A 23865-nucleotide genomic window follows, 5' to 3' on the forward strand; every position below is an offset into this window, starting at 1 on the left:
GTCCCACGACGAGGGGGCCGGCACATTCGTGCCGGCCCCCTCGTCGTCGCCGTTCGCGACGCCGCGCACCACTCAGTCGATGCGCCCCTGCCGCTGCGCGAACGCCGACTCGTAGAGCAGGACGGACGCGGCCGTCGCGAGGTTCATCGACTCGGCGCGTCCGAAGATCGGCACGCGGACCGCCTCGTCGGCGAGTTCGAGCTTCTCGGCGTCGAGCCCACGCGCCTCGTTCCCGAACACCCAGGCCGTCGGACCGTCGAGGCTCCCGGCGCTCCGTGCCTCCTGGAGGTCACGACCCGAAACGTCCGCCGCGAGGACGCGCAGCCCCGCCTCCCGCGCCCGATCCACGGCCGCATCGAGCTGGACGTCGACGGCGATCGGCACGTGGAAGAGCGAACCGGTCGTCGACCGGACGACCTTCGGGTTGTAGAGGTCGACCGCACGGCCCGTCAGCACGACGGCGTCGGCACCCGCCGCGTCGGCGGCGCGGATGATCGTCCCCGCGTTGCCCGGATCACGCACCTCCTCGAGGATCGCGACGAGCCGCGGCTCCCCGTCGAAGACCGTGCGCAGCGACACCGGGAACTGTCGGCACACGGCGACGACCCCCTGCGGCGTCCGCGTGTCCGCCATCGCGTCGATCGCCTCCTCCGTCGCGAACTGCACCTCGAGTTCCGCCTCGAACGCGAGGTCTCCCAGGTCGGTATGACGTTCCAGCGCGGTCGGCGTGATGAAGAACTCCTCGATCAGGTCGGGGCGGTCCCGGAGCCCCTCCCGAACCGCCTGCGGTCCCTCGAGCAGGAACAGTCCCGTCTCCTGCCGCTCCGACTTCTGCGCCAGACGGCGCACCTCGCGCACACGCGCGTTCCGTGGACTCTCGATCACGCTCTCGACCTCTTCCGACTCGTACTCGTTCGTTGGCTGGGACGTCGATGGGGCGACCGGAGCTGTGCTCCGGTCGCCCCATCGAAATCCGTCGTGCGGACTGCGGCTACGCGGCCTTCGGCGCCGAGGTGTCCTCGGGGAGTGCCTGCTTGGCCGTCGCGACGAGCGCGGCGAACGTCGCGGGCTCGTTCACGGCGAGCTCGGCGAGGATGCGGCGGTCGACCTCGACACCCGCGAGCCCGAGGCCCTGGATGAAGCGGTTGTAGGTGAGGCCGTTCGCACGCGCGCCGGCGTTGATGCGCTGGATCCACAGGCGACGGAACTCGCCCTTCTTCGCGCGGCGGTCACGGTAGCTGTAGACGAGCGAGTGGGTGACCTGCTCCTTCGCCTTGCGGTAGAGGCGCGAACGCTGTCCGCGGTAACCGGATGCGCGCTCGAGGATGACGCGACGCTTCTTCTGGGCGTTGACCGCCCGCTTGACACGTGCCATGAGTCTGGAGTTCTCCTGAAGTAGTTGTGGGGCCCGGTACTAGTGACCGAGGAGCTTCTTGGCGACCTTGGCGTCGGCGGGCGACAGCACCTGGTCCTGGTTGAGGCGCGCCTTGCGGCCCGGCGCCTTCACCTCGAGGTTGTGGCGCATTCCCGCCTGCTGCTTCATGATCTTGCCGCTTCCGGTGACCTTGAAGCGCTTCTTGGCCCCCGAGTGGGTCTTCTGCTTCGGCATCGCTGTCTCCTTATTCCGATGTCTCTGAGCCGGAGGCGGCCTCGGCCGACTCCGGTGCTGGGGTGTTCTGGTGCTTCGCGGCGCGCGCGGCCTCTTTCGCCTCGCTGCGGCGGGCGGAGGCCTCGGCCTTGACCTCGGACTTCGCCTTGAGCGGGCCGATGATCATGACCATGTTGCGGCCGTCGATGGTGGGGTTCGACTCGACGGTGCCGTAGTCGGCGACCTCTTCGGCGAAGCGGCGGAGCAGGCGCACGCCCAGCTCGGGACGCGACTGCTCACGGCCGCGGAACTGGATCATGGCCTTGACCTTGTCGCCTGCCTCGAGGAAGCCGATCGCGCGCTTGCGCTTGGTCTCGTAGTCGTGGCTGTCGATCTTCAGACGGAAGCGGACCTCCTTGAGGACCGTGTTCGCCTGGTTGCGACGGGCCTCCTTGGCCTTCTGCGCCGCTTCGTACTTGAACTTGCCGTAGTCCATGATCTTGGCCACGGGCGGCTTCGAGTTCGGGGCGACCTCGACGAGGTCGAGCTCCGACTCCTGGGCGAGACGCAGTGCGACATCGACATTGACGACACCGACCTGCTCCCCGCCGGGACCGACGAGTCGTACTTCAGTGGCACGAATGCGGTCGTTGATGCGTGGTTCGCTGATGAGAGCTCCTCAGATGTTCGACGGTGTGGAAACGAGAACGACATCACCCCGCCGCGCACGCGCGAGCGCTTCTCCACCCGAAGGGCCGCGACACGGCCCACGCCTCCGTGGTCGGAGGGGAGTGGAACGACCCGGTAGCCTGTAAGCGGCCGCGCGGGTGGGACGAATCCTCTTGCTTCCGGTTCCTGCACAGCAGAAACCGTCGGCCACTCTATCACGTCGCCGACCGCAGAGGAACATCGTGTCGCAGTCCCCCACCACCGATGAGCCCGGCGATGCCCGGGAGGCCCTCGACGACGCCCTGCGCGACATCGGTGACGTCCCCGCCGTCGAACTCATCACGACGACGGCCGTCCACCTCATGAGCGCCGCGGCCGTCAAGTGCGGCCTCGGCGAGCTCGACGGCGACGAGGCACGCGATCTCGACGAGGCACGCAAGCTCATCTCGGCCCTCGCGGGCCTCCTCACCGCGTCGCTCCCCTACCTCGGTGACCACCACGCCCGACCGCTCCGCGACGGGCTCCGTTCGCTCCAGCTCGCGTTCCGCGAGGCGTCCCCGTACCCCGACCCCGTCGGGAAGGGCCCGGGCGAGGACCTCACGGGCCCCGTCTACGGGTGACGTCGGCCCGGCCGTCCGGGCCGGATCGCGTCCGAACGATCAGGCCCCGTCGCGTGGGCGCCGCCGGAACAGATCGCGCACGCGGCGAGTCGACGACGATGCGTGGGGCTCCACCGACTCGCCGGACTCCCCCGGCTCCCCCGGTGCGCCGGGCGCGGACTCCGCGGCGAGCGGCGAGGCCGAGACGGGTGCCAATCGGAGGGTCATGGAGTCGACGCCGACGGCGATCGACTCGTCCTCCTGCCACGCCGTCTGTGCGCGGGTGGCGAGGGCCGCGAGCTCGTCACGGGGCGCGGAATCGGGGACACGCAGGGTGACGAGCAGTTCGGGCCCTTCGAGCCCGACACCGAGGCCGCCGGGTCCCATCTCGATCGCCTCGACGAGCGGCTCCGCCGAGACACCGGCCGCGACCGCCGTCGCCACCTCCTCGTTGCTCCACGCCGGCGTCCAGGGCTCGTCGCGAACGATCGCCCAGCTCGCGGGACGGCGGATCCCGAACTCGGTGGCACTCCCCGGATCGACGATCACGAGATCGGTCCCCTCCTCGACGACGGCGGCGGCCACGCGCCGCATACCGATGGGGATGGGCCGCGCATCCGGATTCCAGGCGCGCATCGCGTCCGTCGAGGTGAACACGGGGAGGACGGGTCGCCCGTCCGGCCCCTGCACCGTGACGATGGAGAGCTCGGCCGACTTGTCGACCGTCACGCCCTCGTCGTTCGCCCCGGCCTCCCCGAGCTCGGCGATAAGCGGGACGAGGACACGGGCGTGCCGGAGCGCATCGACGACCCGCTCGGGTCCCGTCTCACCGGCCTGGAAGTCGACCATGGCCCGCGCGACCTCCTGCGGCGTCGATCCGTCGTCGTCACGGTACGGGTTGTCGTCGAACGACCGACCCGCCCACGGTTGACCGGCGGAATCCGACGCACTCGCGCGGAAGTGTTCGGGGAGCTGGGCCACGAGAGGTTCGTCCGTCCGCTCAGTCGCCCGCCACGTCGAGGGCCTCACGAAGGGTGAAGGCGCCCGCGTACAGCGCCTTACCGACGATGGCACCCTCGAGACCGAGCGGCACGAGCTCGCGCAGTGCGATGAGATCGGACAGGCCCGAGACGCCACCGGACGCGATGACGGGGCGATCGGTCCGGCAGAGCACCTCCCGCAGCAGATCGAGGTTCGGTCCGCGCAGCGTGCCGTCCTTCGTGACGTCCGTCACGACATACCGCGCGCAGCCGGCCGCCTCGAGTCGGGCGAGGACCTCCCAGAGGTCGCCGCCCTCCTCCGTCCAGCCCCGCGCGGCGAGCGTCGTGCCCCGCACGTCGAGCCCGACCGCGACGAGGTCGCCGTAACGCGCGATGACACTCGCGGCCCACTCGGGATTCTCGAGCGCGGCGGTGCCCAGGTTGACGCGCTTCGCGCCCGTGTCGACGGCGCGCTGCAACGACTCGTCGTCCCGGATCCCGCCGGACAGCTCGACCTTGACGTCGCGGACGGCGCGGATGATCTTCTTGATGACGGCACGGTTGTCGCCACGACCGAACGCGGCGTCCAGGTCGACGAGATGCAGCCAGCGCGCGCCCTGCCGGGCCCACTCGCTCGCCGCCTCGACGGGATCGCCGTAGTCGGTCGCCGAATCGGCCTCGCCCTGCACGAGCCGGACGGCCTTGCCGTCGACGAGGTCGATGGCCGGGAAGAGGACGAGTTCGGGGGCTGCGTTGAATTCGCTCACGTGGTGTTCCTCGATGGTTGCTCGGTCGGCATGGACTCGTTCGCGTGGGGTTCCGCTCGGAAGGCGGGCGCCCGCCTAGCCGTCGCCACGGAGCGAGCCGATCCAATTGCTCAGGAGCCGGATGCCTGCGGCGCCGGACTTCTCGGGGTGGAACTGTGTGGCACTGAGCGGACCGTTCTCGACGGCCGCAACGAACGTCTCGCCGTAAGTGCACGTCGTGACGTGAACCGGCCGCGCGCGCGGGTGAGGCTGCAGATCGAGGCGCGGTGCGGCGTACGAGTGCACGAAGTAGAAGCGCTCGTCGCGGATGCCGTCGAACAGGACCGAGCCCTCCGGTGCATCGACCGTGTCCCACCCCATGTGCGGAAGGACGTCGGCCTCGAGGCGCCGGACCTCGCCGGGCCACTCACCCAGCCCCGGCACGACCGCACCGCCCTCGAGGCCCGCCTCGAACATGACCTGCAAGCCGACGCAGATGCCCAGGACGGGGCGTCCACCCGCGAGCCGACGACCGACGATCTCACCGACCCGGTGCTCGTCGAGTGCGCGCATGACGTTCGCGAAGGCACCGACACCCGGAACGACGAGTCCGTCGGCCTCGCTCGCGGCCACGCGATCGTCGGTGAGTGCCACGTCGGCCCCGGCCGCCTCGAGCGCCTTGACGGCCGAGTGGACGTTGCCCGAGCCGTAGTCGAGGACGACGACGCTCGGCCGCCCCGTCGTCACAGGCTGCCCTTCGTGGAGGGCACGCCGACGACCTCGGGGTCACGACGCTTGGCCGCACGGAACGCCCTGGCGAACGCCTTGAACTCGGCCTCCGCGATGTGGTGCGGATCGCGTCCCCGCACGAGGTCGATGTGCACCGTGAGCGCGGCGTGGAAGGTGATCGCCTCGAACACGTGACGCACCATCGCACCCGTGAAGTGACCGCCGATGAGGTGATAGACGAACGCCTCGGGCTCCCCCTCGTGGACGAGGAACGGTCGCCCCGAGATGTCGACGACCGCCCGGGCGAGCGATTCGTCGAGCGGGACGAGTGCGTCGCCGTAGCGGGCGATGCCGGACTTGTCGCCGAGCGCGAGACGGATCGCCTGCCCCAGCACGATGGCCGTGTCCTCGACCGTGTGGTGCACATCGATGTCCGTGTCGCCGCTCGCACGCACGGTGAGGTCGCTCAGCGAGTGCTTCGCGAAGGCCGTGAGCATGTGGTCGTAGAACGGCACCGTCGTCGCGATGTCCGCGACACCGGTCCCGTCGAGATCGATCGTCAACTCGATCGAGGACTCACTCGTCGACCGCGTCACCGTGGCGGTCCGTGGTGTGCTCATGTCATCAACCCTAGGCCGTCGCGGGACGGCTGAGTTCCGCCAGCGCCGCGAGGAACGCGCTCGTCTCCTCTTCCGTACCGGCCGACACGCGCACCGTGCCGGGGAGCCCGACATCGCGGATGAGGATGTCGCGCTCGAGCATCCCCTCGAAGATTGCGCGCGGGTCGTCCACGCCACCGATGAGCACGAAGTTCGCCTCGCTCGGATAGGGCGCGTAGCCGAGCGCCGTCACCTCCTCGACGATGCGGTCGCGCTGCACACGGATCGCCTCGACCTGACCGAGCATGACGTCGGCACAGTCGAGCGCAGCCCCCGCGGCCGCCTGGGTGAGTGCGGACAAGTGATAGGGCAGTCGAACGAGGCGCACCGCGTCGGCCACGACGGGCGCCGCCGCGAAGTACCCGACCCGTACGCCCGCGAACGCGAACGCCTTGCTCATGGTGCGGGAGACGACGAGGCGTTCGCGTCCCGGCAGCAGTTCGAGTGCGCTGGGCTCGCCGTCGTGCCGGAATTCCGCGTAGGCCTCGTCGACGATGAGCACGCCCGTCGTCGCCGCGTAGGCGGCCTCGATGGTCTCGAGCGACATGCCGGTCCCCGTGGGGTTGTTCGGCGTGCAGAGGATGGTCACGTCGGGCTGTTCGCGCTCGATCGCCTCGCGTGCGAGTTCCGGTGTCACGGCGAAGCGGTCGTCGCGGGACGCGGTGACGAATTCGCTCCCGACACCGCGCGTGAGGAGCGGATACATCGAATAGCTGGGCGAGAAGCTCAGCACGCGTCGCCCGGGCCCCGCGAACACCTGCAGCAATTGCTGCATGATCTCGTTCGAGCCGTTCGCCGCCCACAGCTGATCGGGTGTCAGATCGTGGCCGAGATAGGAGGCGAGCTTCTCGCGGAGTGCCGTGAACTCGCGGTCCGGGTACCGATTGAGCCCGGGCAGCTCCCGCGCGATGGCCTCGACGATCCGGTGGGCGACGACCTCGGGCACGTGGTACGGGTTCTCGTTCACGTTGATGGCGACGCGCACAGGCTGCTGTGGGGCGCCGTACGGACTGAGGCCGCGGAGGTCGTCACGGATGGGGAGATCGTCGAGCTGGGTCACCCCACCATGCTAGAGCGCCGTCGTGCGGCGGCGCGTACCGCCGGAGGACGGACACCTCCACGGTGCGCGTCGTCGCGCTCCGATCGATGTCTCGCGCTCAGACCCAGGTGGGAAGCGCGAGACGCTGACCGGGCTCGATCTGCGCGCCCTGCAGCCCGTTCAGCGTGCTGATCTCGGCGACGACGTCGCGGACGTCACGATCGTCGGCGATGGTGCTCGCGATGTCCCAGAGGGACTGACCGGGCTGAACCGTGACATAGGTGAAGTCGGTGGTGGCCTCAACGTCGGTCGCGACCGCACTCGGGACCGCCGCAATGGCGCTCGCGGTGCCGAATCCGAGTGCCGCGAGGGCGACGAGCGCGAGCGCGCCGAACACCACGCGACCGCGGGTCGTGAGACGGAGCGAACGTCCCGATACGCGGGAACGGCCGACGCCCCGTGCGTCCGACGTCGTTCGACTCGACTCGGCCGGGCGGGACGGCACGTGGCTCGACAGCGAGACCCCGGCGGGACGTTCGGCGACAACGGCGATGCTCATGACGGCTCCTCGTGCTCGAGATGTGCGAAGGGGCCTCGGCCGGGAGGCCCCTTCGAACATCTGTCTCGAATATACGTTCGATTTCCTCGTGATGTCAACCCGCTGTACCGATGTTTCGGAGAGGTGTTCGAGACGACACTCGAAGAAATGTGCGTTCCGCACCTGACGACCGGTATCGTCGTTGCCGAACACGACGAGTGCACCACCACCCACGGACACGCGCTCGAACCGCCGAGATCGGAGGCCACGATGGCCGCACGCACCGCCCCGGACGGGGCAAAGCCGCTCAGCGAGAAGCAGCAGCGCATCCTCGCGCACATCGCACACACCGTCGTGCAGCGTGGCTTCCCACCGTCACTGCGGGAGATCGGTGACGCCGTCGGCCTCGCCTCGCTCTCGAGCGTGGCCTACCAACTCACGCAATTGGAGCTGGCCGGCGCGATCCGGCGTACGCCCGGGGCCTCACGCTCGATGGAGGTGCTCGTCGAGGTCCCCGGTGTCGACGACGCGATCGACGAGCCGAAGGCCGATGCAGCGTACGTGCCGCTCGTCGGCCGCATCGCCGCGGGCACACCGATTACGGCGGAGCAGCAGGTCGAGGACGTGTTCGCGCTCCCGCGCCAGATCGTCGGCGGCGGCGAGCTGTTCCTGCTCCGCGTCGTCGGCGAGTCGATGATCGACGCCGCGATCTGCGACGGCGACTGGGTCGTCGTCCGCCAGCAGCGGGTCGCCGAGAACGGCGACATCGTCGCGGCCATGCTCGACGGCGAGGCGACGGTCAAGGCGTTCCGCCAGCGCGACGGTCACACGTGGCTGCTCCCCCGCAACTCGGCGTTCGAACCGATCCCGGGCGACGAGGCCGAGATCCTCGGCAAGGTCGTGGCGGTCCTCCGCTCGATCTGAGCGGGTCGCACCGAAGCCGGGCGACGGACCCGTCCGTCCACACGGGCCCGCGTCGGTTCGCGCGGGCCAGCACCGCGAACCGCTCTCAGTCGCGCGGCGTACCCGCCGGCCGACGACGGACGCCGGGCCGAGTGGCCTCGAACCCCGGAACGAGTTCGGGATGCTCGATGAGCCCGTCGAAGAGCCCGAGCTGATCGGGGTGGACGCGAGCGCGCAGCCGAGTGCCGTCCGCGATGTGCTCGCTCGAGAGCACCGCCCCGCGATCGTGCAGGTAGGAGACGAGGTCCCCCCGCGAGTACGGGACCACGAGATCGAGCTCGACCTCGGGGGTCGGGAGCGTTCCGGCGATGCGCTCGAGGAGCTCCTCGACGCGCGCCCCCGTTCGAGCCGACACGAACACGGCGTCCGGGACGAGGGCTCGCAGTTCGAGTTCGCGTTCGGGCCCCACGAGATCGGACTTGTTGAATGCGACGATCTCGGGGATGTCGCGCCCGTCGACGTCCGCGATCACGTCGCGAACCGTCGACAGCTGCGCCGCGGGGTCGGGGTGTGACGCGTCGACGACGTGCACGAGCACGTCCGCGTTCTGCACCTCCTCGAGCGTCGAGCGGAACGCCTCCACGAGCTGGTGCGGTAGGTTGCGCACGAACCCCACCGTGTCGGCGATCGTGTAGGGCCGGCCGTCCTCGGTCTCGGTGCGACGGACCGTCGCGTCGAGCGTCGCGAACAACTGGTTCTCGACCAGGACGCCCGCCTTCGTGATCCGGTTGAGCAGGCTCGACTTCCCGGCATTCGTGTAGCCGGCGATCGCGACGGACGGGACGGCGTTGCGCTCACGTTCCTGCCGCTTCGTGTCGCGCGCGGACTTCATACCGGCGATCTGTCGACGCAGCTTCGCCATGCGCGTGTGGATGCGACGACGATCCAACTCGATCTTCGTCTCACCGGGGCCGCGCGACCCCATCCCCGCACCCGAGGAACCGACCTGTCCACCCGCCTGTCGGGACATCGACTGGCCCCAACCGCGCAGGCGTGGGAGGAGGTACTCGAGCTGCGCGAGCTCGACCTGCGCCTTGCCCTCCCGGCTCTTCGCGTGCTGGCTGAAGATGTCGAGGATGACGGCGGTGCGATCGATGACCTTCACCTTGACGGCGTCCTCGAGGGCGCGCCGCTGGCTGGGCGCGAGTTCCGTGTCGGCGACGACGGTGTCGGCGCCGAGCGAGGCGACGATGTCCGCGAGTTCGGCGACCTTGCCGCGTCCGAGATACGTCGCGGGATCAGGATTCGGCCGCCGCTGGAGCACACCGTCGAGGACCTCGGCTCCCGCCGTCTCGGCGAGGGCCGCGAGTTCGTGCAGCGAGTTCTCCGCGTCCTCGAGCGTTCCCGCGCGGTAGACGCCGATGAGCACCGCCCGCTCGAGCCGAAGTTGTCGGTACTCGACCTCGGTGACGTCCTCGAGTTCGGTCGAGAGCCCGTCGACGCGGCGGAGGCCCGCGCGCTCCTCGCGGGCGAACTGGGCGCCGTCGTCGGTGGTTCCCGTCGCGGCGGCGTCGTCGGCCTGGAGGGCCTGCGCCCGTCCGCCCGCCTGATCGCCCGAGAAGACGGTCGCCGATCGGCGTCCCTCGGCGTGGCCGAGCACGCGGGCGACCACGTCGTCGTCGCGGTGTCGGCTTTCGTGCGCGTCGTGGCCTGCGGCGTCGGTTTCGGGGGTTCGGTCGTCATCGAGCATTCCGGCCAGTCTACGCCCGTGTCCCCCGTGACGTCTTTGCTAGCGTCGGGGCGATGAACGCCGAGCACTACTTCACCGCGTCGCCCGGGGCGCCCGATCGTCGGCGCACGATCACGGTCGAGCTGCGCGGCCACCGGGTCGAGGTCGCGACGGCGGCGGGGACCTTCAGCGCCGAGCACCTCGACACGGGCACCGCCGTCCTCCTCGACAGCGTGCCGCCGCCGCCGTCCACGGGGACCGCCCTCGATCTCGGCTGCGGCTGGGGTCCCATCGCGATCGCCCTCGCACTCGAGGCGCCCGGACTCGACGTCCGTGCCGTCGACGTGAACGAACGAGCGGTCGCCCTGACGGCCGACAACGCACGCACGCTGGGGCTCGATAATCTCCACGCGGGCACGGCGCGGGACGTGCCGCCCGAGCTGACCTTCGACGTGATCTGGTCGAACCCGCCGATCCGTATCGGCAAGGCAGCACTGCACGAGCTCCTCGACGCATGGCTGCCGCGGTTGGCGCCCGGGGGCGAGGCGCATCTCGTCGTCGCGAAACAGCTCGGTGCGGATTCCCTGCAGCGATGGCTGACGGAACGGTTCGCTCCCGCCACCGTGGAGCGCACCGCGAACGCGCGCGGCTTCCGCGTTCTCACGGTGCGACGTCCGCGCTGACGCGGCATCGGCGGCGAGCGAACGGGGTCAGGCCGCCGTGTACTCGATCGAGGTCTCGGCCGTGAGCGGATCCGGGGTCAGCTCCGTCACCTCGAGACGGATCTCGTACAGGCCGGATGCGGCGACCTCCACGGACAGGTGACCGCACGTCGTGCCCCGTTCGCTCGGAAGTGCGGTCGAGGTGCGAACGCGATCCTCCTCCCCCTCGTGCGAGATCGTCACGGTGCACGTCCCTTGGCCGGCGACCCCGGTGACGGTCCCGGAGACGCTGATCCAGCCGTGGCCCGGATCCGCGACGGCCGCGATCTCGAGCGTGGGCTCCGGGGTCGCCGTCGCGCTCGGGGCCGCCGTGTCCTCGACCTCGTCGACGCCGTTCGTCGCGCCCGCGCAGCCGCTCAGGAGTGCCACCGTGAGCACCGCGAGGCACGCGGACGCCGCACGCACACGTCGTGCGCTCATCCCGCGGTCACCGGGGACGGGAGTTCGAGATTGCCGTCGAAGACGAGCTCTGCGGGTCCTGCGAGCGTCACCCGCTCCTCCCCCGGTGCACCGGCGACGGCGACCTCGACGACGCCGCCGGGAACGCCCACGCGCCACCGGTCCGGGGCACCGGCACCCGCCCAGTGCCGAACGGCGAGGGCCGCGGCGACGGCGCCGGTCCCGCACGAGAGCGTCTCCCCCACACCGCGCTCGCTCACGCGCATCCGGATGCGACCGATGCCCCCGCTCACGAGCGGCTCGGCGGGAACGACGAATTCGACGTTCGCGCCCGCGGGCGGTGCCGGATCGAGCACGGGCGGTCGAGCGAGGTCGAGCGCCTCGAGCTCCGTGTTCGACGAGAGCGCGACGACGACGTGAGGATTGCCGACGTCGATGCCGAGGCCGGGACGATCGACCTCGAGCCCGTGCGCCGACACGAGCGGTTCGCCACCTCGCAGCGCCCAGCGCCCCATGTCGACGCGGAACCCGTCCTCGCTCCGTTCCACGCGCTTCACGCCCGCGCGCGTACCGATCGCGATCGTCTCACCGACCCCGAGCGTCGCGAGACCGGTGTCGACGAGGAACCGCACGTAGGCGCGCACGCCGTTGCCGCACATCTCCGAGACCGAGCCGTCACCGTTGGCGTAGTCCATGAACCACGTCGCGTCGGGGTCCTCCGCCAGCGCGGCCGCCCCCTCGGGCAGGTGCTCGGAGCGGACCGCCCTGATGAGGCCGTCGGCGCCGACCCCGAAGTGCCGGTCGCAGAGGGCGGCGATCTGCGTGGGCGAGAGCGGCGCGGTGCCCTCGGGGTCCGCGACGAGAACGAAGTCGTTGCCGGTCGCCTGCCCCTTGGTGAAGCGGAACGTGGTCATACGACCATCGTAGGTCGCCGTGCGTCCGGGGTACTGCGGGCGAGTCGTCACGGGCCGGTCGCGCCGAGGAGCGTGCCCGCCTCCCGCGCCGCGTCGACGACGATACCGGCCGCATAGGGGTCGCCCGCGTCGAGCCGGATGGCGCTCTCGTACCGTCGGAACCAGCCGACCTGACGGCGTGCGTACTTCCGGGTGAGGGCCTGCGCCTCCGCGATCGCCTCGTCCCGGGTGAGTTCCCCACGCAGCTCGCCGATCGCCTGCGCGTAGCCGATCGCACGTCTGGCCGTGGTCCCCCGCTCGAGGCCCGACTCGAGGAGCCGCGCCGTCTCCGCCACGATCCCCTGGTCCCACATGGCAACGACCCGCGCATCGAGGCGGGGGGTCAGCACCTCCCGCGGCTGCTCGAGGACGACGAACGTCGTGGGTCGCCACCACGAGTCGTGGTCGGGGAGGGTCGCGGAGAACGGTCGTCCCGTGATCGCGATGACCTCGAGTGCACGCACGATCCGCCGTCCGTTGTGCGGACCGATCTTCTCGGCGGCGACGGGGTCGTACTCGGCCAGTCGTCGTGCGAGCATGCCCGGCCCCCACTGCTCGAGCTCGGCCTCCAGACGCGCGCGCACGGCGTCGTCCGTGCCGGGGAAACGCAGATCGAAGCAGACCGCCGAGATGTAGAGTCCCGATCCCCCGACGAGGACGGGGACGGCGCCGCGTCGCTCGATCGACTCGATGGTCGACCTGGCCGTCCGCTGATAGGCGGCGACGCTCGCGTCCTCGTCGACGTCGAGGACGTCGAGCAGGTGGTGCTCGACCCCGCGGCGGTCCTCCGGCGGCAGTTTCGCCGTCCCGATGTCCATGCCGCGGTAGAGCTGCATCGCGTCCGCATTGACCACTTCGGCCCGTGTGCCGGAGGCCTCGAGCAGTCCCGCGATCTCGAGTGCGAGGGCCGATTTGCCCGTCCCGGTCGCGCCACCGACGACGAGCACGTCAGCGCCGGGCGGGCGCCGGCGCCCCGATGCGGAGCGTGGGCAGGCCGAGCGAGAGGCCGCCCGTTCCGGCGGATGACGGCACCCCGCACGAGTCGGCCTGCGCACGGTCCCACGCGTCGCCGGCCCGAGTCCGACGGACGGGCGGAGCCGCGCCGGACGGATCGTCGGCGAGCAGGTGCGAGGGCGCGGCGTAGGAGATCCGAACCGTGACGACGTCCCCCGGCCGGGGCGCGGCGGCGTCCTCGGGGAACGAGAAGTGCACGAGCCGGTTGTCCTCGGCCCGACCCGTGAGCCGGTGGGTCGTGCCGTCCTTGCGCCCCTCGTGGCTCGCGACCATGACCTCCTGCGTGGAACCGACGAGGGAGCGGTTCTCCTCGAGGCCGATGCGGTTCTGCAGTGCGACGAGGCGCTCGTAGCGTTCCTGGACGACGTGCTTCGGCACCTGGCCGTCCATCGTCGCGGCGGGCGTCCCCGGGCGGACGGAGTACTGGAACGTGAACGCGTTCGCGAACCGCGAAGCCTCGACGACCCGCAGCGTCTCCTCGAAGTCCTCGTCCGTCTCGCCGGGGAACCCGACGATGATGTCGGTCGAGATCGCCGCGTGCGGCATGTGCTCGCGGACGCGCTCGAGGATGCCGAGGAACTTCTTCGATCGGTACGACCGTCGCATGGCCTTCAGGACGCGGTCGGACCCGGATTGGAGTGGCATGTGCAGCTGGGGCATGACGTTCGGCGTCTCCGCCATGGCGAGGATCACGTCGTCGGTGAACGCCGCGGGGTGTGGGCTCGTGAACCGGACGCGTTCCAGCCCCTCGACGCCGCCCATCGTGCGGAGCAGTTTGCCGAACGCGAGCCGATCGCCGAACTCGACGCCGTAGGAGTTGACGTTCTGCCCGAGGAGGGTGACCTCGATGGCACCGTCGTCGACGAGGGCCTGCACCTCCGCGAGCACGTCCCCGGGGCGCCGGTCCTTCTCCTTGCCACGAAGTGACGGCACGATGCAGAACGTGCACGTGTTGTTGCAGCCGACCGAGATCGAGACCCACCCCGCGTAGCTCGACTCCCGCTTGGTCGGGAGGGTCGAGGGGAAGACCTCGAGCGACTCCAGGATCTCGAGCTGGGCCTCGTCGTTGTGACGGGCGCGCTCGAGCAGGCTCGGCAACGACCCGAGGTTGTGCGTCCCGAACACGACGTCGACATAGGGGGCGCGCTCGATGATCGTGCCGCGGTCCTTCTGGGCGAGGCAACCACCGACGGCGATCTGCATCCCGTCGTGGCCGCGCTTCACCGCCGCGAGTTGTCCGAGATTGCCGTAGAGGCGGTTGTCGGCGTTCTCGCGGACCGCGCACGTGTTGATGACGACGACATCGGGCTCGGCGTCGTCCGGTGCGGGCAAGTACCCCGCCGCGAGCAGGGAACCCGTCATACGCTCCGAGTCGTGCACGTTCATCTGGCACCCCAGCGTGCGCACTTCGAACGTGCGTGGTGTCCCGTCCGGGCGAACGGCGGCGGGCGATGGCGCGATCCTGGTGGCCGTCTCAGTCATGGTGCACCGATTCTACGTTCGCCGGGGACCTCGGCCGTCCGCCGCGATGTGAGGCCGATGTCGGGCGTCGCCCGCGGCCGAGTACACGGTGGGAGCGCTCGCCGCGCCCTCCGGTAGGGTGAGCGGGACCGCGCTGCGGTCACGGTGCCCCACGACGTCGCCGGACGCGTCCGTTCCGCCCAGGGACGCATCCGCCGGGATGCCCCGGCCGGGCGGCCGCTCAATCGGCCGGTCCGACCGGTGGTGCGACGAACGGGGGCGTTCAGGGCACCGTCGGCTTCGAACCGGGGGCACTCCATGCGGTCACTGAATTCGCCGGACGACGCGTTCTTCCGCCGCGCGAGCGCGCTGCGCAGCGACGGAACGGATGGCGCGCCGCTCGAGATCATCCTCGGCGGCGACGTCGCGGTTCCCTCCGGCGCCCTCTATCTGGGGCCCGTCGACGGCACGAACGGTGTCGACGGCGTCGTCGTCCGGGTCCCCGCCGACATCTACCGCGTGCTCGTCACGATCCGGCCGGGCGACGCTGCCGGCCCGCCACTCGTGCGTGCGATCACCGTCGAGCTCACGGGCGATGCCGAGGCATCCCAGAGCGGTTTACCCGCGAACGCGTTCTGGCACGAGTCTCCGGGCGTCGTCCCCGTTCTCGACACGGGTGACGGGCTCTTCGTCGCCGCGGACGCGGGGCTGCGCGACCAGCACCGCGACGGGCGGTTCCCGTGGGACGGGTGGATCCGGGACGCCGTTCAGCCCGCCCTGCAGGACGCTCGTCTCGCCGGACGCCACAGCACCGAGGTCAGTTTCCCCGGCCGCCAGGAGACGATCGTCGCGCTCATGTTCGACCGCGACGGCCACGGCGCCCCCGTCGAGGTGGCGATGTACGCCGGGTTCGACGAGCGTGGGATGCCCGCGAAGCTTCACGTCGCGGCGTTCGACGGGGCCGCTGACGGGGCTTCCGGCGGTGCCGGGACGCCACGCCACGACGCGAGTCCGTTCGGCGCGGCCCCGCAGGCGCACCCCGGCCGGATCGGTGCGCCGCCGCAGGGCGACGAGCCGCCCGCGTCGAGCACCGCCCCGTGGGACGCGACACCCGTCGGTGTGCCGCCCGCACAGGGACTCACGATTCCGACGACGCCGTTCAGCGCGGGAATCCCGGGAACGATCGGCACTGCCGACGGCGCGGCGGGCGGAACGGTGCCGGATCTCGTCGTGGGCGACGCCGCGTCAGGCCGCAGTCCGTTCGGCGGCCCACAGCCGCCGACCTCGCAGGCACCGGAAGCGCCCGTGTTCGGGGCGAGCACTCCGCCCGCACCGACGTTCGGCGGCGGCTCGGCGTTCGGTTCGGCGTCGTCGTCGGGCGGGAGCGGCGCTCCGCCGATCGGTCCTGTCTTCGGCGGTGCGGCCGCCGACATGGACGGGGCCGGCGACCGCGGCGCATCGCACCAACCCGAACCCCGCCGCCAGCACGACGCACGCGGGGCCGTCGGGAGTTTCTTCGCGGACGACGACGTGCCGTCGTGGGCCGACCCCTCCCGCGACGAACACCGACCGGCCCGTACGTTCGACGATGTCATCTCGGCGTCCGCCTCGTCGGCGTGGGATGCGTCGGGGTCGACCGACCAGGGACTCCTGTGGGACGACGCGGCACGCGATCGCGCCGCTCACGATCACGGCCCATCGGCCACCGGTCCCCGGGAACACACGAACGTGCCCCCGGGATCCTCGCCGGCCCTCGCGCAGGCCGCACCGACGCGCGAGCACCCCCACGCGCCGTCGCACGAGGGCGTCCCGGCGCCGTCCGTCATGGGCGCCGCCCCCGGTCAGCAGCCCGGCCCGGGCGCCGCACCCGAGTTCGCCCCGTTCGCGAGCGACGACGTCGAGCCGGCGCAGCAGGGGACGGATCGTCCACCACAGCAGGGTGCGCCGGCGCACGTCGTCCCGGCGTCCGACCCGGCCGTCTCAGGGCCCCTCATCCGCGCCCTCGACGAGGGGCTCGCGGCCGTCGATCGCAACGATGCCGCCGCCGCCGTCCCGCAGCTCGGGACGGTTCTCGTCGGACTCGAGTGCGGGGCGGGCGAATTCCCGGACGTCGCCACGGCGCTCTCCCAGCGGGATCTGACCGCCCCGCAGCTCGTCGATCTCGTGGTCGACCTGCAATTGCGCGAGGGACAGACCGGCGACGCCGTCGAGAGCCTGCGGCGTGCCCTGTCGTCGAGGGCGCTCTCGGGCACGCTCGCCGAGACGGTGCACCTGCGGAAGCGCCTCGGCGAACTGCAGATCCGATCGGGTGACGAGGCGGACGCCGTCTCGACGCTCGAGGCGGCCGAGGGCGAAGCGAGCGCGCTGCTGCGTGATGCGGATGCCGAGCAGCGCGCCGATACGGTCGGCTACGCGCGGGACTACCACGCGCACATCACGTTCCTGCTCGCCGACAGCTCGCTGCGTCTCGGGGACCCCACCAGGGCCGTCCAATTGGCCGGCGACGCGATGCGCGCCTTCGAGCAGCTCGGGCTCGACCGGATGGCGGGACGCGCCGCGTTCCTCGCGGCGAGCGCGAACGGTCGTCTCGGGAACGATGCCGGGAGGCTCGCGTCCATCCGGGACGCCGAGCGCGTCTTCCGGCGTGGTGGCGAGCTCGACGGTCTCGGGACGGCGCTCGGGTTCCTCGGTGAGGACGACGCATTGCGTGGCGACTACCGTGCGGCCGTCGCGACGTTCATCGAGGCGCGAAGTGTGTTGGAGCGTGCCGGGGAGTTCACCAATGCCGCGACGGCGGCGCACAATCTCTCGATCTGCCTTCGCCGGCTCGGTGACGACGGCGGTGCCGACGACGCGACGCGCGAGGCGGAGCGCCTGGAGTTGCGGGCGGCGAGCGACCGGGACGCCTGAGCCCCCGGCTGCTCCGGTGGAACGATGCCCCGTGACCGCACGGCCCTCGACGGGCCGCGCGCTCCCCGGTGCGTCGAGCACGTCCACGGTCACGCGACCGGGTGACGGTCACGCGATCGGGTGACGGTCAGTCGGCGTTTCCGAAGAAGACGCCCGAGCCGCCACGATGTGCGCTGCCGTTCGATCGGGCGCCCTCGCCGAGCGCGGTGTCGGCGGCACGGAGCGCGGTGGCGCCGTCGAAGCCTCGTCGCTGCAGGTAGGCCGCCAGGCGACGACGTGCGGCGCCCGAGTCGACCCCGCGCATGCGGGACGCGCGAGCCCGCGCGAGTTCGACCGCCCGCTCCGCCTCGTCGTCGTCGTCGAGCGCCTCGAGGGCGAGCGCGATCGCATCGGGATCGAGACGTCGCTCGCGCAGGGTCCGCCCGATCACGATGGGCCCCTGTCCCTTTCGCGTCAGTCGTTCCGCGAGCGTCGCCGCGAGACGCTCGTCGTCCAGGTACCCGAGTTCCGTCATGCGATCGAGCAGATCCTCGATGTGCCCTGCTCCGAGTTCGTCGTGTGCCTCGAGGATCGCCCGTCCCTCGGCCCGAGAACGATCGGTCCGGCGCAGGGCGCGCACGAGGTCCGTCTCCGCCTCCGCGAGGATCGCGTCGAGCTCCGCGCCCACGCCGGCCACGCCGGCCACACCGACGCTGCCCGATCCGTTCGTCCCGACGCTCCCCGCTCCCGTCGTTCCCGCGAACGAGATCCGGATCGGGTCGGCCCACGCGACCGACTCCGCGCCGGGTCGCCCGTCCCCGTCGCCGGACCCGCTCGAGGCGGTTCGTGCGCGCGACGCCTGCGGAGGTGCGACGTCGACATCGCGCGTGTCGGTCTCGGTGTCGGTGCCGGTTCGACTTCGTCGTCCCGTTCGTTCCGTCCCCTCGACGCTCACGGGACGGGCCGTTCGCGACTCGGCGTCACGTGGCGCGCTGCCCGTTCCCCGCGTCGATCGCGCGCGCTCGCTCGCGGTTCCGGCTCCCGCCGTCATTTCGGGGGCCGCCGTGGTCGTCGTCGGCGCGGTAGCGTCCGCCGTCGTCGTCGGCTCGCTCGGCACGTCCGCCGGGCCCGGTCCCGCCGCCGGAACCGCACCGTCCGTCCGAACGGCATCGTCCGTGCGAATCGTGTCACCCGATCGAACCGGATCGTCCGCGCGAGCCCGATCACCCGTGGGACGCGCCTCATCCACCCGAGGCGGGTCCTCCGCCGGAATCGAGCCGTCCGTGCGAGCCGAGGCGCCCAGCGGTCCCGAGGCGCTCGACGATGCCGAGGCGCCCAGTGGTCCCGAGGCGCCCAGTGGTCCCGAGGCGCCCAGTGGTCCCGAGGCGCCCAGCGACGCTCCGGGCCCCAGGTCTCGGAACTCTTCCGGGTCGAACCCACTCCCCTCGGCTTCGAACGAGAAATCGTCGTCGGCGACCGCGTCGTCCTCCCACGGTCCGCTGGTCGCGACCACGCGGTCGCCGACGTCGTCACCACCGGTGGGCGACACCCCCGCCGGCGCGAGTTGTGCACGCGTCCGCTCGGAGCGATCGAAGGGGATGACCGTCCCTCCGTCCGACGGATCCACGGTCGCGGGGACGCCGCGAGCGGGGCGGAAGCGCGTCACGTTTCGCGTGGTGGCGTCCACGGCTCGCTCGCCGCCGTCGTACGGCCCCTCGTCCCGCTCGGGGCCACGGTCCCCGCCCGTTCCCCGGGTCACGTCGCCGTCCATGTGAACGTCCTCTCCATCTCGTCGTTCGTCCCACCGCTCGTCCCGCCGCCCGGCTCCCGACCGTCGCGGGGTCGCGCCGCGCCTCAAGGGCACGTGCACCGCCCGGGGCCCGGGACGCCGCACACGGCCCCCGTCTCCGGCGACGCGTGCGCGATGGCCGCGGTCCGCGCGAACCACGCATGTCGCGAGCGTGCTCCCGCACGTCGGACGCGCCGTCGAGCGCGCGGTCTCGGGCCGAGTCCGCCTCTGCTCGGGTCCGTCTCGCGCGCGGGAACACCCGCCGTGCGTGATCCTGGCGAGCTGATGACGTCGGTACCGCGGCCTCGCACGGTTGCATCGTCTCGCTGCCCGCAGGCAGCCACGCGGCGAACGAACCGCTCGACGCCGCCCGGTTGTCGTGCGCACCACGCACCGAGCACGCGATCGGAACCTGCCGGACGACCGTGCGTCCGGGGGCCGCGGTGTTCCGCGGCCCCCGGAGGTGTGTCAGGCGCCCTTGCGCTTGGCCGCGCGCGCCTCGATCGGCTCGACGTTGCTCGGTGCCGGTGCGGCCTGCACCTCGGCGTCCGCGACGATCCCGAGCTTCGTGAGGATCTTGCGCTCGATCTCGGCCGCGATGTCGGGGTTGTTGAGCAGGAAGTTGCGCGCGTTCTCCTTGCCCTGGCCCAGCTGATCGCCGTCGTAGGTGTACCAGGCGCCCGACTTCTTCACGATCTCGTGCTCGACACCGAAGTCGATGAGCGACCCCTCGCGAGAGATGCCAACGCCGTAGAGGATGTCGAACTCGGCCTGCTTGAAGGGCGGTGCCATCTTGTTCTTGACGACCTTGACTCGCGTGCGGTTGCCGACCGCGTCGCCGCCGTCCTTGAGCGTCTCGATGCGCCGGATGTCGAGGCGGACGGACGCGTAGAACTTGAGCGCCTTTCCACCCGAGGTCGTCTCGGGGCTGCCGAAGAACACGCCGACCTTCTCGCGCAACTGGTTGATGAAGATCGCGGTGGTCTTCGTCTGGTTGAGGCCACCCGTGATCTTACGCAGCGCCTGAGACATGAGGCGAGCCTGGAGGCCGACGTGCGCGTCGCCCATCTCGCCCTCGATCTCGGCACGCGGCACGAGCGCGGCGACCGAGTCGATGACGATGAGGTCGACCGAGCCCGAGCGGATGAGCATGTCGGCGATCTCGAGCGCCTGCTCACCCGTGTCGGGCTGCGCGACGAGCAGCGCGTCGATGTCGACGCCCAGCTTCTTCGCGTACTCGGGGTCGAGCGCGTGCTCTGCGTCGATGAACGCGGCGATGCCGCCGGCCTTCTGCGCGTTCGCGATCGCGTGGAGCGTGAGCGTGGTCTTACCCGACGACTCCGGACCGTAGATCTCGATGATGCGGCCGCGGGGCAGCCCACCGATGCCGAGCGCGACATCGAGTGCGATGGAGCCGGTCGGGATGGTCTCGACGGGGGCGCGCGTGTCGCTCCCGAGTCGCATGACCGAGCCCTTCCCGAACTGGCGGTCGATCTGGGCGAGGGCGGTTTCGAGGGCCTTCTCGCGGTCTGCGGGGTTCGGCATGGCTGGTCCTTTCGAACGGGGTGATTCGCCTGAAGGCTGTCGTCGCGCTGATGCAGAGCGCCTCGACAAGGCGGCCGGCGGTTCCGGTGTTCGTCACGCTACGAGCCCCCTCGGACATCGCGTCGATGTGCCCGTGCGGACCTGTGGAGAACGAGCTCCGGATCGCCTGTCACCGACAGTACGACACTCGAACGTTTCTTCGAAAGCGACACGCGGTCGACGTTCGAGAGGGGACTCAGCGGTCGCGTCGGGCTCCTGGTTCGAGACGCCCCACGCCGTGGCGTCGCTGCTCCGGCACGCGCATCTCCTCGCAGATCGCGAGCCAGACGGTCCGCGCATCGACCCCCTCGCCGAGCGCCTCGCGTGCCGTGCGATCACCGAGCCCCGTGAGGACGACATCGCGCATGACCGAGCGGCCGTAGGCATCGCCGAACTCGTCGACCATCGCCCGCTCCAGCTCGCTCATCCGCATCCGCTCACCCTAGACGATCGACGCACCGCGACCCGCGCGAACGACTCAGTGCACGACGAACGCCCCGGGGCGGTGGACCCGGGGCGTTCGTGGTCGGGCTCAGGTCAGCTGACCTGGAGCGGCTCCTGGACGGAGCGGATGATGTCGTCGGGAACGGTGTCGGGGAAGAGGTCGACACCCTCGTGCACGGCGAGCCGATCACTCACCTGCCGGTAGATGGCGGACAACGGCGTGTCGAGCGCCTCGGCGACCGAGGCGAGGATCTCGCTCGACGCCTCCTTCTGACCGCGCTCCACTTCACTGAGATACCCCAGTGCGACCGATGCACGGCCGGCGACCTGACGGAGGGTGTGGCCCTTGCGCAGACGGACGTCGCGCAGCACCTCACCGATCTCCCTGCGTGCGAGCACCATGTGGGATCTCCCTTCGCGTCATGCGGATGTACTGTACCCCAACGATCGATGTCCGATCGTGGGAGACGTTCAGTGAAACGCGGGGTGACCGCGCGCTATTCCGGGCCCCACGATCGCCGCCGGGCGCGAGGGACCCGTCACCGCTCCAGGTGGAGTCGTCGGAGCTCGGCCCGGGAACGCTCCCGTCGCTGCGTGGCGAGTTCGAGCCGCGCGTGACGCGCCGCATGATGCTCCGCGGCGTTCGCCCGCGGGAGCTCCCTCGTGCCCCACGCGAGCAGGGTCGAACCGATCCGGAGCGCGACCCGCGCGAGGCGGGACGGCGCCGGATCGGACGCGCGACCGGCGGTGAGGACCCGATCGAGGGCCTCCACGGCACGGACGGCGTCGAGGACGACGTGTTCGACCGGACGATCGAGAAGGGGCGTGGACGTGGTGTCGCGCGCATCGCGCGCGATTCGGATGGTGGACTGCTGCGTCTGCATGAGCTGCTTCCGGCGTGCGGTCGGCACCCTGCGATGGTCGCCGACCGGGTCGAGAACGATGGATGCGCTGTGGCATCGGAACCGCCGCGAGCGTTGCCGCGGTGGGTGGAGGTGTCGACGATCGTCGTGGACACCGGGGTGCGGCCGGCCTCGGGCCGGGCGCCGCGCTATGCGCGGAGCTCTCCCCCGAAGCCGACGCGGTTGAACACGGGCAGCTGTGCGAACTGGTTCTTCATCATGGTCGGCTCCTCTCGTACTCGATCACGAACGGGTGTCTCGCCAGGCTAGGCCGCGTCCGCGCGCGCCACAACCCTTCTCGGCGTGTCCTACTCAGGGCCGGCAGTGAACGAGGGCCCGGGCTTCATGCCCGCAGCCAGTGAGCGGTGGCTACCGGGAGGCGGGAAGACGGGCGCAGGTCATTGGCGGGCGAGGAACTCGCTCACGTTGAAGATCGCGGCCTCGACGGTCGCCTGTCGGATGCGGTTGCGGCTCGTGACGTCGTCACCCGGCACGACGAGGGACGAGAAATCGAGCTGTACGACGTGGCTGCCGAAGAGCGAATCGATACCGACGAACACCGTACCGACCGGCTTGCCCTCCTGCGCCGAGGGCCCCGCGACGCCCGTCGTCGCGACGCCGATGTCGGGGACACGCTCGTCGATGGTCATCGCGACGCGGGCCGCGGCGGCCATCGCGACCGCCGTCTCGCCGTCGACCGCGCCACGCCGGTCGAGCAGCTCCTCGTCGACGCCGAGCAGCGTGTGCTTGAGCGGCGTCGCGTAGGCGACCACACCGCCGACGAGCGCACCCGAGATGCCCGGCACCGAGGCGAGCTCGGCGGCGACCGCGCCACCGGTGAGGGATTCGGCGACCGCGATCGTGAGCCCCGCCTGCAGCAGGGTCGAGGCGAGCTCCGTCGTCTGCGGAAGCGGGGTGAGGTTCATCGGGACTCCTTGGTCGCGGACGGACGGTAGGCCTGCCAGAGGTAGTCGGCACCCGACCACACGGTGAGGACGAAGGCGATCGACATGAGCCCCGTGTTGAACCAGTGCACCCAGTCGCCGAAGAGCGTCCAGAGCGGGAGGAGCGCCGCCGAGATGGCCACCGCCTGCGCGACGGTCTTGAGCTTGCCACCACGCCCCGCGGGCAGCACGCGGCGGTTCGCGAGCGCGAGACGCCAGAGCGTGATGCCGAGCTCGCGCACGAGGATCACGATCGTGACCCACCAGGGCAGTTCCTGAAGGATCGAGAGCATGACGAGCGCTGTGCCCGTGAGCGCCTTGTCCGCGATCGGATCGAGGAGCTTGCCGAGGTCGGTCACGAGGTTGCGCGACCGCGCGAGGTGCCCGTCGATGCTGTCCGTCGCGATCGCGACGATGAACAGTGCGCCGGCCGCCCAGCGGAGGGGCCCGTCGAGGTCCCGGTCCGCGAGCAGCAGCCACACGAAGACGGGGACGAGGAGGATCCGGACGATCGTGATGACGTTCGGGACGTTCCAGTTGCTCACCGGGCCGTCGCCGGCGCGGATGATCCGACCGGTCATGTGC

26 protein-coding genes are annotated in these 23865 nt (G+C 71.0%); 4 read left to right on the top strand and 22 right to left on the bottom strand.

Features of this window, described 5'->3' with window-relative positions:
- Window positions 1–72 precede the first annotated feature (72 nt).
- The 4 genes from HNR16_RS08835 to infC all read right to left on the bottom strand — a co-directional run bounded on the left by HNR16_RS08835 (window position 73) and on the right by infC (window position 2258).
- The gene (locus HNR16_RS08835) at window positions 73–885 is read right to left on the bottom strand and encodes a TrmH family RNA methyltransferase (RefSeq protein ID WP_158041871.1); all 813 of its coding nucleotides are present in this window, start codon (window positions 883–885) and stop codon (window positions 73–75) included.
- A gap of 106 nt (window positions 886–991) precedes the next feature.
- Window positions 992–1375, bottom strand: a complete 384-nt coding sequence (rplT, locus tag HNR16_RS08840) for a 50S ribosomal protein L20 (protein WP_158041870.1) — start codon at window positions 1373–1375, stop codon at window positions 992–994.
- A 39-nt stretch (window positions 1376–1414) separates the two neighbouring features.
- On the bottom strand, window positions 1415–1609 hold the full coding sequence (gene rpmI / locus HNR16_RS08845) for a 50S ribosomal protein L35 (protein ID WP_158041869.1): 195 nt from the start codon (window positions 1607–1609) through the stop codon (window positions 1415–1417).
- 10 nt (window positions 1610–1619) lie between these two features.
- The gene (gene infC, locus HNR16_RS08850; RefSeq protein WP_158041868.1) at window positions 1620–2258 is read right to left on the bottom strand and encodes a translation initiation factor IF-3; all 639 of its coding nucleotides are present in this window, start codon (window positions 2256–2258) and stop codon (window positions 1620–1622) included.
- 241 nt (window positions 2259–2499) lie between these two features.
- On the opposite strand from infC, the gene HNR16_RS08855 reads away from it, so the two are divergent.
- A complete protein-coding gene (locus HNR16_RS08855; RefSeq protein ID WP_225737972.1) occupies window positions 2500–2877 on the top strand; it encodes a DUF1844 domain-containing protein in 378 nt (125 codons plus the stop codon).
- 39 nt (window positions 2878–2916) lie between these two features.
- On the opposite strand, the gene HNR16_RS08860 is transcribed toward HNR16_RS08855, so the two are convergent.
- The 6 genes from HNR16_RS08860 to HNR16_RS08885 form a co-directional block, all read right to left on the bottom strand.
- A complete protein-coding gene (locus tag HNR16_RS08860) occupies window positions 2917–3837 on the bottom strand; it encodes an SseB family protein (protein ID WP_158041867.1) in 921 nt (306 codons plus the stop codon).
- Between the two features lie 19 nt (window positions 3838–3856).
- Window positions 3857–4603: a bifunctional 1-(5-phosphoribosyl)-5-((5-phosphoribosylamino)methylideneamino)imidazole-4-carboxamide isomerase/phosphoribosylanthranilate isomerase PriA gene (gene priA / locus HNR16_RS08865; RefSeq protein ID WP_158041866.1), complete on the bottom strand. Its 747-nt coding sequence runs from the start codon at window positions 4601–4603 to the stop codon at window positions 3857–3859.
- Between the two features lie 75 nt (window positions 4604–4678).
- Complete coding sequence (hisH, locus tag HNR16_RS08870; protein WP_158041865.1) at window positions 4679–5329, bottom strand: imidazole glycerol phosphate synthase subunit HisH; 651 nt, start codon at window positions 5327–5329, stop codon at window positions 4679–4681.
- The gene (gene hisB / locus HNR16_RS08875) at window positions 5326–5931 is read right to left on the bottom strand and encodes an imidazoleglycerol-phosphate dehydratase HisB (RefSeq protein WP_158041864.1); all 606 of its coding nucleotides are present in this window, start codon (window positions 5929–5931) and stop codon (window positions 5326–5328) included. Before hisB ends, hisH begins: the two co-directional genes overlap by 4 nt.
- 10 nt (window positions 5932–5941) lie before the next feature.
- A complete protein-coding gene (locus tag HNR16_RS08880; RefSeq protein WP_158041863.1) occupies window positions 5942–7030 on the bottom strand; it encodes a histidinol-phosphate transaminase in 1089 nt (362 codons plus the stop codon).
- Window positions 7031–7127: 97 nt separating this feature from the next.
- On the bottom strand, window positions 7128–7568 hold the full coding sequence (locus HNR16_RS08885) for a LysM peptidoglycan-binding domain-containing protein (protein ID WP_179558172.1): 441 nt from the start codon (window positions 7566–7568) through the stop codon (window positions 7128–7130).
- 249 nt (window positions 7569–7817) lie between these two features.
- Here HNR16_RS08885 and lexA point away from each other — a divergent pair, with 249 nt between their 5' ends.
- Window positions 7818–8471, top strand: coding sequence for a transcriptional repressor LexA (gene lexA / locus HNR16_RS08890; RefSeq protein WP_158041861.1), 654 nt, complete (start codon window positions 7818–7820; stop codon window positions 8469–8471).
- Window positions 8472–8556: 85 nt separating this feature from the next.
- On the opposite strand, the gene hflX is transcribed toward lexA, so the two are convergent.
- Entirely contained in the window at window positions 8557–10200 is a 1644-nt protein-coding gene (gene hflX / locus HNR16_RS08895; RefSeq protein ID WP_158041860.1) for a GTPase HflX, read from the bottom strand.
- 53 nt (window positions 10201–10253) lie between these two features.
- Here hflX and HNR16_RS08900 point away from each other — a divergent pair, with 53 nt between their 5' ends.
- A complete protein-coding gene (locus HNR16_RS08900; protein WP_158041859.1) occupies window positions 10254–10862 on the top strand; it encodes a class I SAM-dependent methyltransferase in 609 nt (202 codons plus the stop codon).
- A 27-nt stretch (window positions 10863–10889) separates the two neighbouring features.
- Here HNR16_RS08900 and HNR16_RS08905 read toward each other — a convergent pair whose 3' ends face one another.
- The 4 genes from HNR16_RS08905 to miaB are packed head-to-tail and all read right to left on the bottom strand — an operon-like array spanning window position 10890 to window position 14749.
- Entirely contained in the window at window positions 10890–11321 is a 432-nt protein-coding gene (locus HNR16_RS08905) for a hypothetical protein (RefSeq protein ID WP_158041858.1), read from the bottom strand.
- The gene (gene dapF / locus HNR16_RS08910) at window positions 11318–12214 is read right to left on the bottom strand and encodes a diaminopimelate epimerase (RefSeq protein WP_158041857.1); all 897 of its coding nucleotides are present in this window, start codon (window positions 12212–12214) and stop codon (window positions 11318–11320) included. Before dapF ends, HNR16_RS08905 begins: the two co-directional genes overlap by 4 nt.
- A 47-nt stretch (window positions 12215–12261) precedes the next feature.
- Entirely contained in the window at window positions 12262–13200 is a 939-nt protein-coding gene (gene miaA / locus HNR16_RS08915; protein WP_158041856.1) for a tRNA (adenosine(37)-N6)-dimethylallyltransferase MiaA, read from the bottom strand.
- Window position 13201: 1 nt separating this feature from the next.
- Window positions 13202–14749: a tRNA (N6-isopentenyl adenosine(37)-C2)-methylthiotransferase MiaB gene (gene miaB, locus HNR16_RS08920; RefSeq protein WP_158041855.1), complete on the bottom strand. Its 1548-nt coding sequence runs from the start codon at window positions 14747–14749 to the stop codon at window positions 13202–13204.
- A gap of 297 nt (window positions 14750–15046) precedes the next feature.
- On the opposite strand from miaB, the gene HNR16_RS08925 reads away from it, so the two are divergent.
- Window positions 15047–17638 (top strand): hypothetical protein, encoded by a 2592-nt coding sequence (locus HNR16_RS08925; RefSeq protein ID WP_158041854.1) that lies wholly within the window; start codon window positions 15047–15049, stop codon window positions 17636–17638.
- Window positions 17639–17765: 127 nt separating this feature from the next.
- Here HNR16_RS08925 and HNR16_RS18605 read toward each other — a convergent pair whose 3' ends face one another.
- From HNR16_RS18605 to pgsA, 7 genes are all read right to left on the bottom strand, one after another.
- Window positions 17766–18572 carry a regulatory protein RecX gene (locus tag HNR16_RS18605; RefSeq protein WP_179558173.1) on the bottom strand — a complete coding sequence of 269 codons (807 nt, stop codon included), beginning with the start codon at window positions 18570–18572 and terminating at the stop codon, window positions 17766–17768.
- A gap of 1302 nt (window positions 18573–19874) precedes the next feature.
- Window positions 19875–20951 (bottom strand): recombinase RecA, encoded by a 1077-nt coding sequence (gene recA, locus HNR16_RS08935; protein WP_158041852.1) that lies wholly within the window; start codon window positions 20949–20951, stop codon window positions 19875–19877.
- Window positions 20952–21186: 235 nt separating this feature from the next.
- Entirely contained in the window at window positions 21187–21417 is a 231-nt protein-coding gene (locus tag HNR16_RS08940; protein ID WP_338109154.1) for a DUF3046 domain-containing protein, read from the bottom strand.
- A gap of 110 nt (window positions 21418–21527) precedes the next feature.
- A complete protein-coding gene (locus HNR16_RS08945; RefSeq protein WP_158041850.1) occupies window positions 21528–21836 on the bottom strand; it encodes a helix-turn-helix domain-containing protein in 309 nt (102 codons plus the stop codon).
- Between the two features lie 137 nt (window positions 21837–21973).
- A complete protein-coding gene (locus tag HNR16_RS08950; protein ID WP_158041849.1) occupies window positions 21974–22345 on the bottom strand; it encodes a hypothetical protein in 372 nt (123 codons plus the stop codon).
- 389 nt (window positions 22346–22734) lie between these two features.
- Entirely contained in the window at window positions 22735–23262 is a 528-nt protein-coding gene (locus HNR16_RS08955) for a CinA family protein (protein ID WP_158041848.1), read from the bottom strand.
- Complete coding sequence (pgsA, locus tag HNR16_RS08960; RefSeq protein WP_158041847.1) at window positions 23259–23861, bottom strand: CDP-diacylglycerol--glycerol-3-phosphate 3-phosphatidyltransferase; 603 nt, start codon at window positions 23859–23861, stop codon at window positions 23259–23261. The genes HNR16_RS08955 and pgsA overlap by 4 nt, the downstream gene beginning before the upstream one ends.
- Window positions 23862–23865 lie beyond the last annotated feature (4 nt).

It is taken from the genome of Pseudoclavibacter chungangensis (genome assembly GCF_013410545.1).
Classification (GTDB): Bacteria; Actinomycetota; Actinomycetes; order Actinomycetales; family Microbacteriaceae; genus Pseudoclavibacter; species Pseudoclavibacter chungangensis.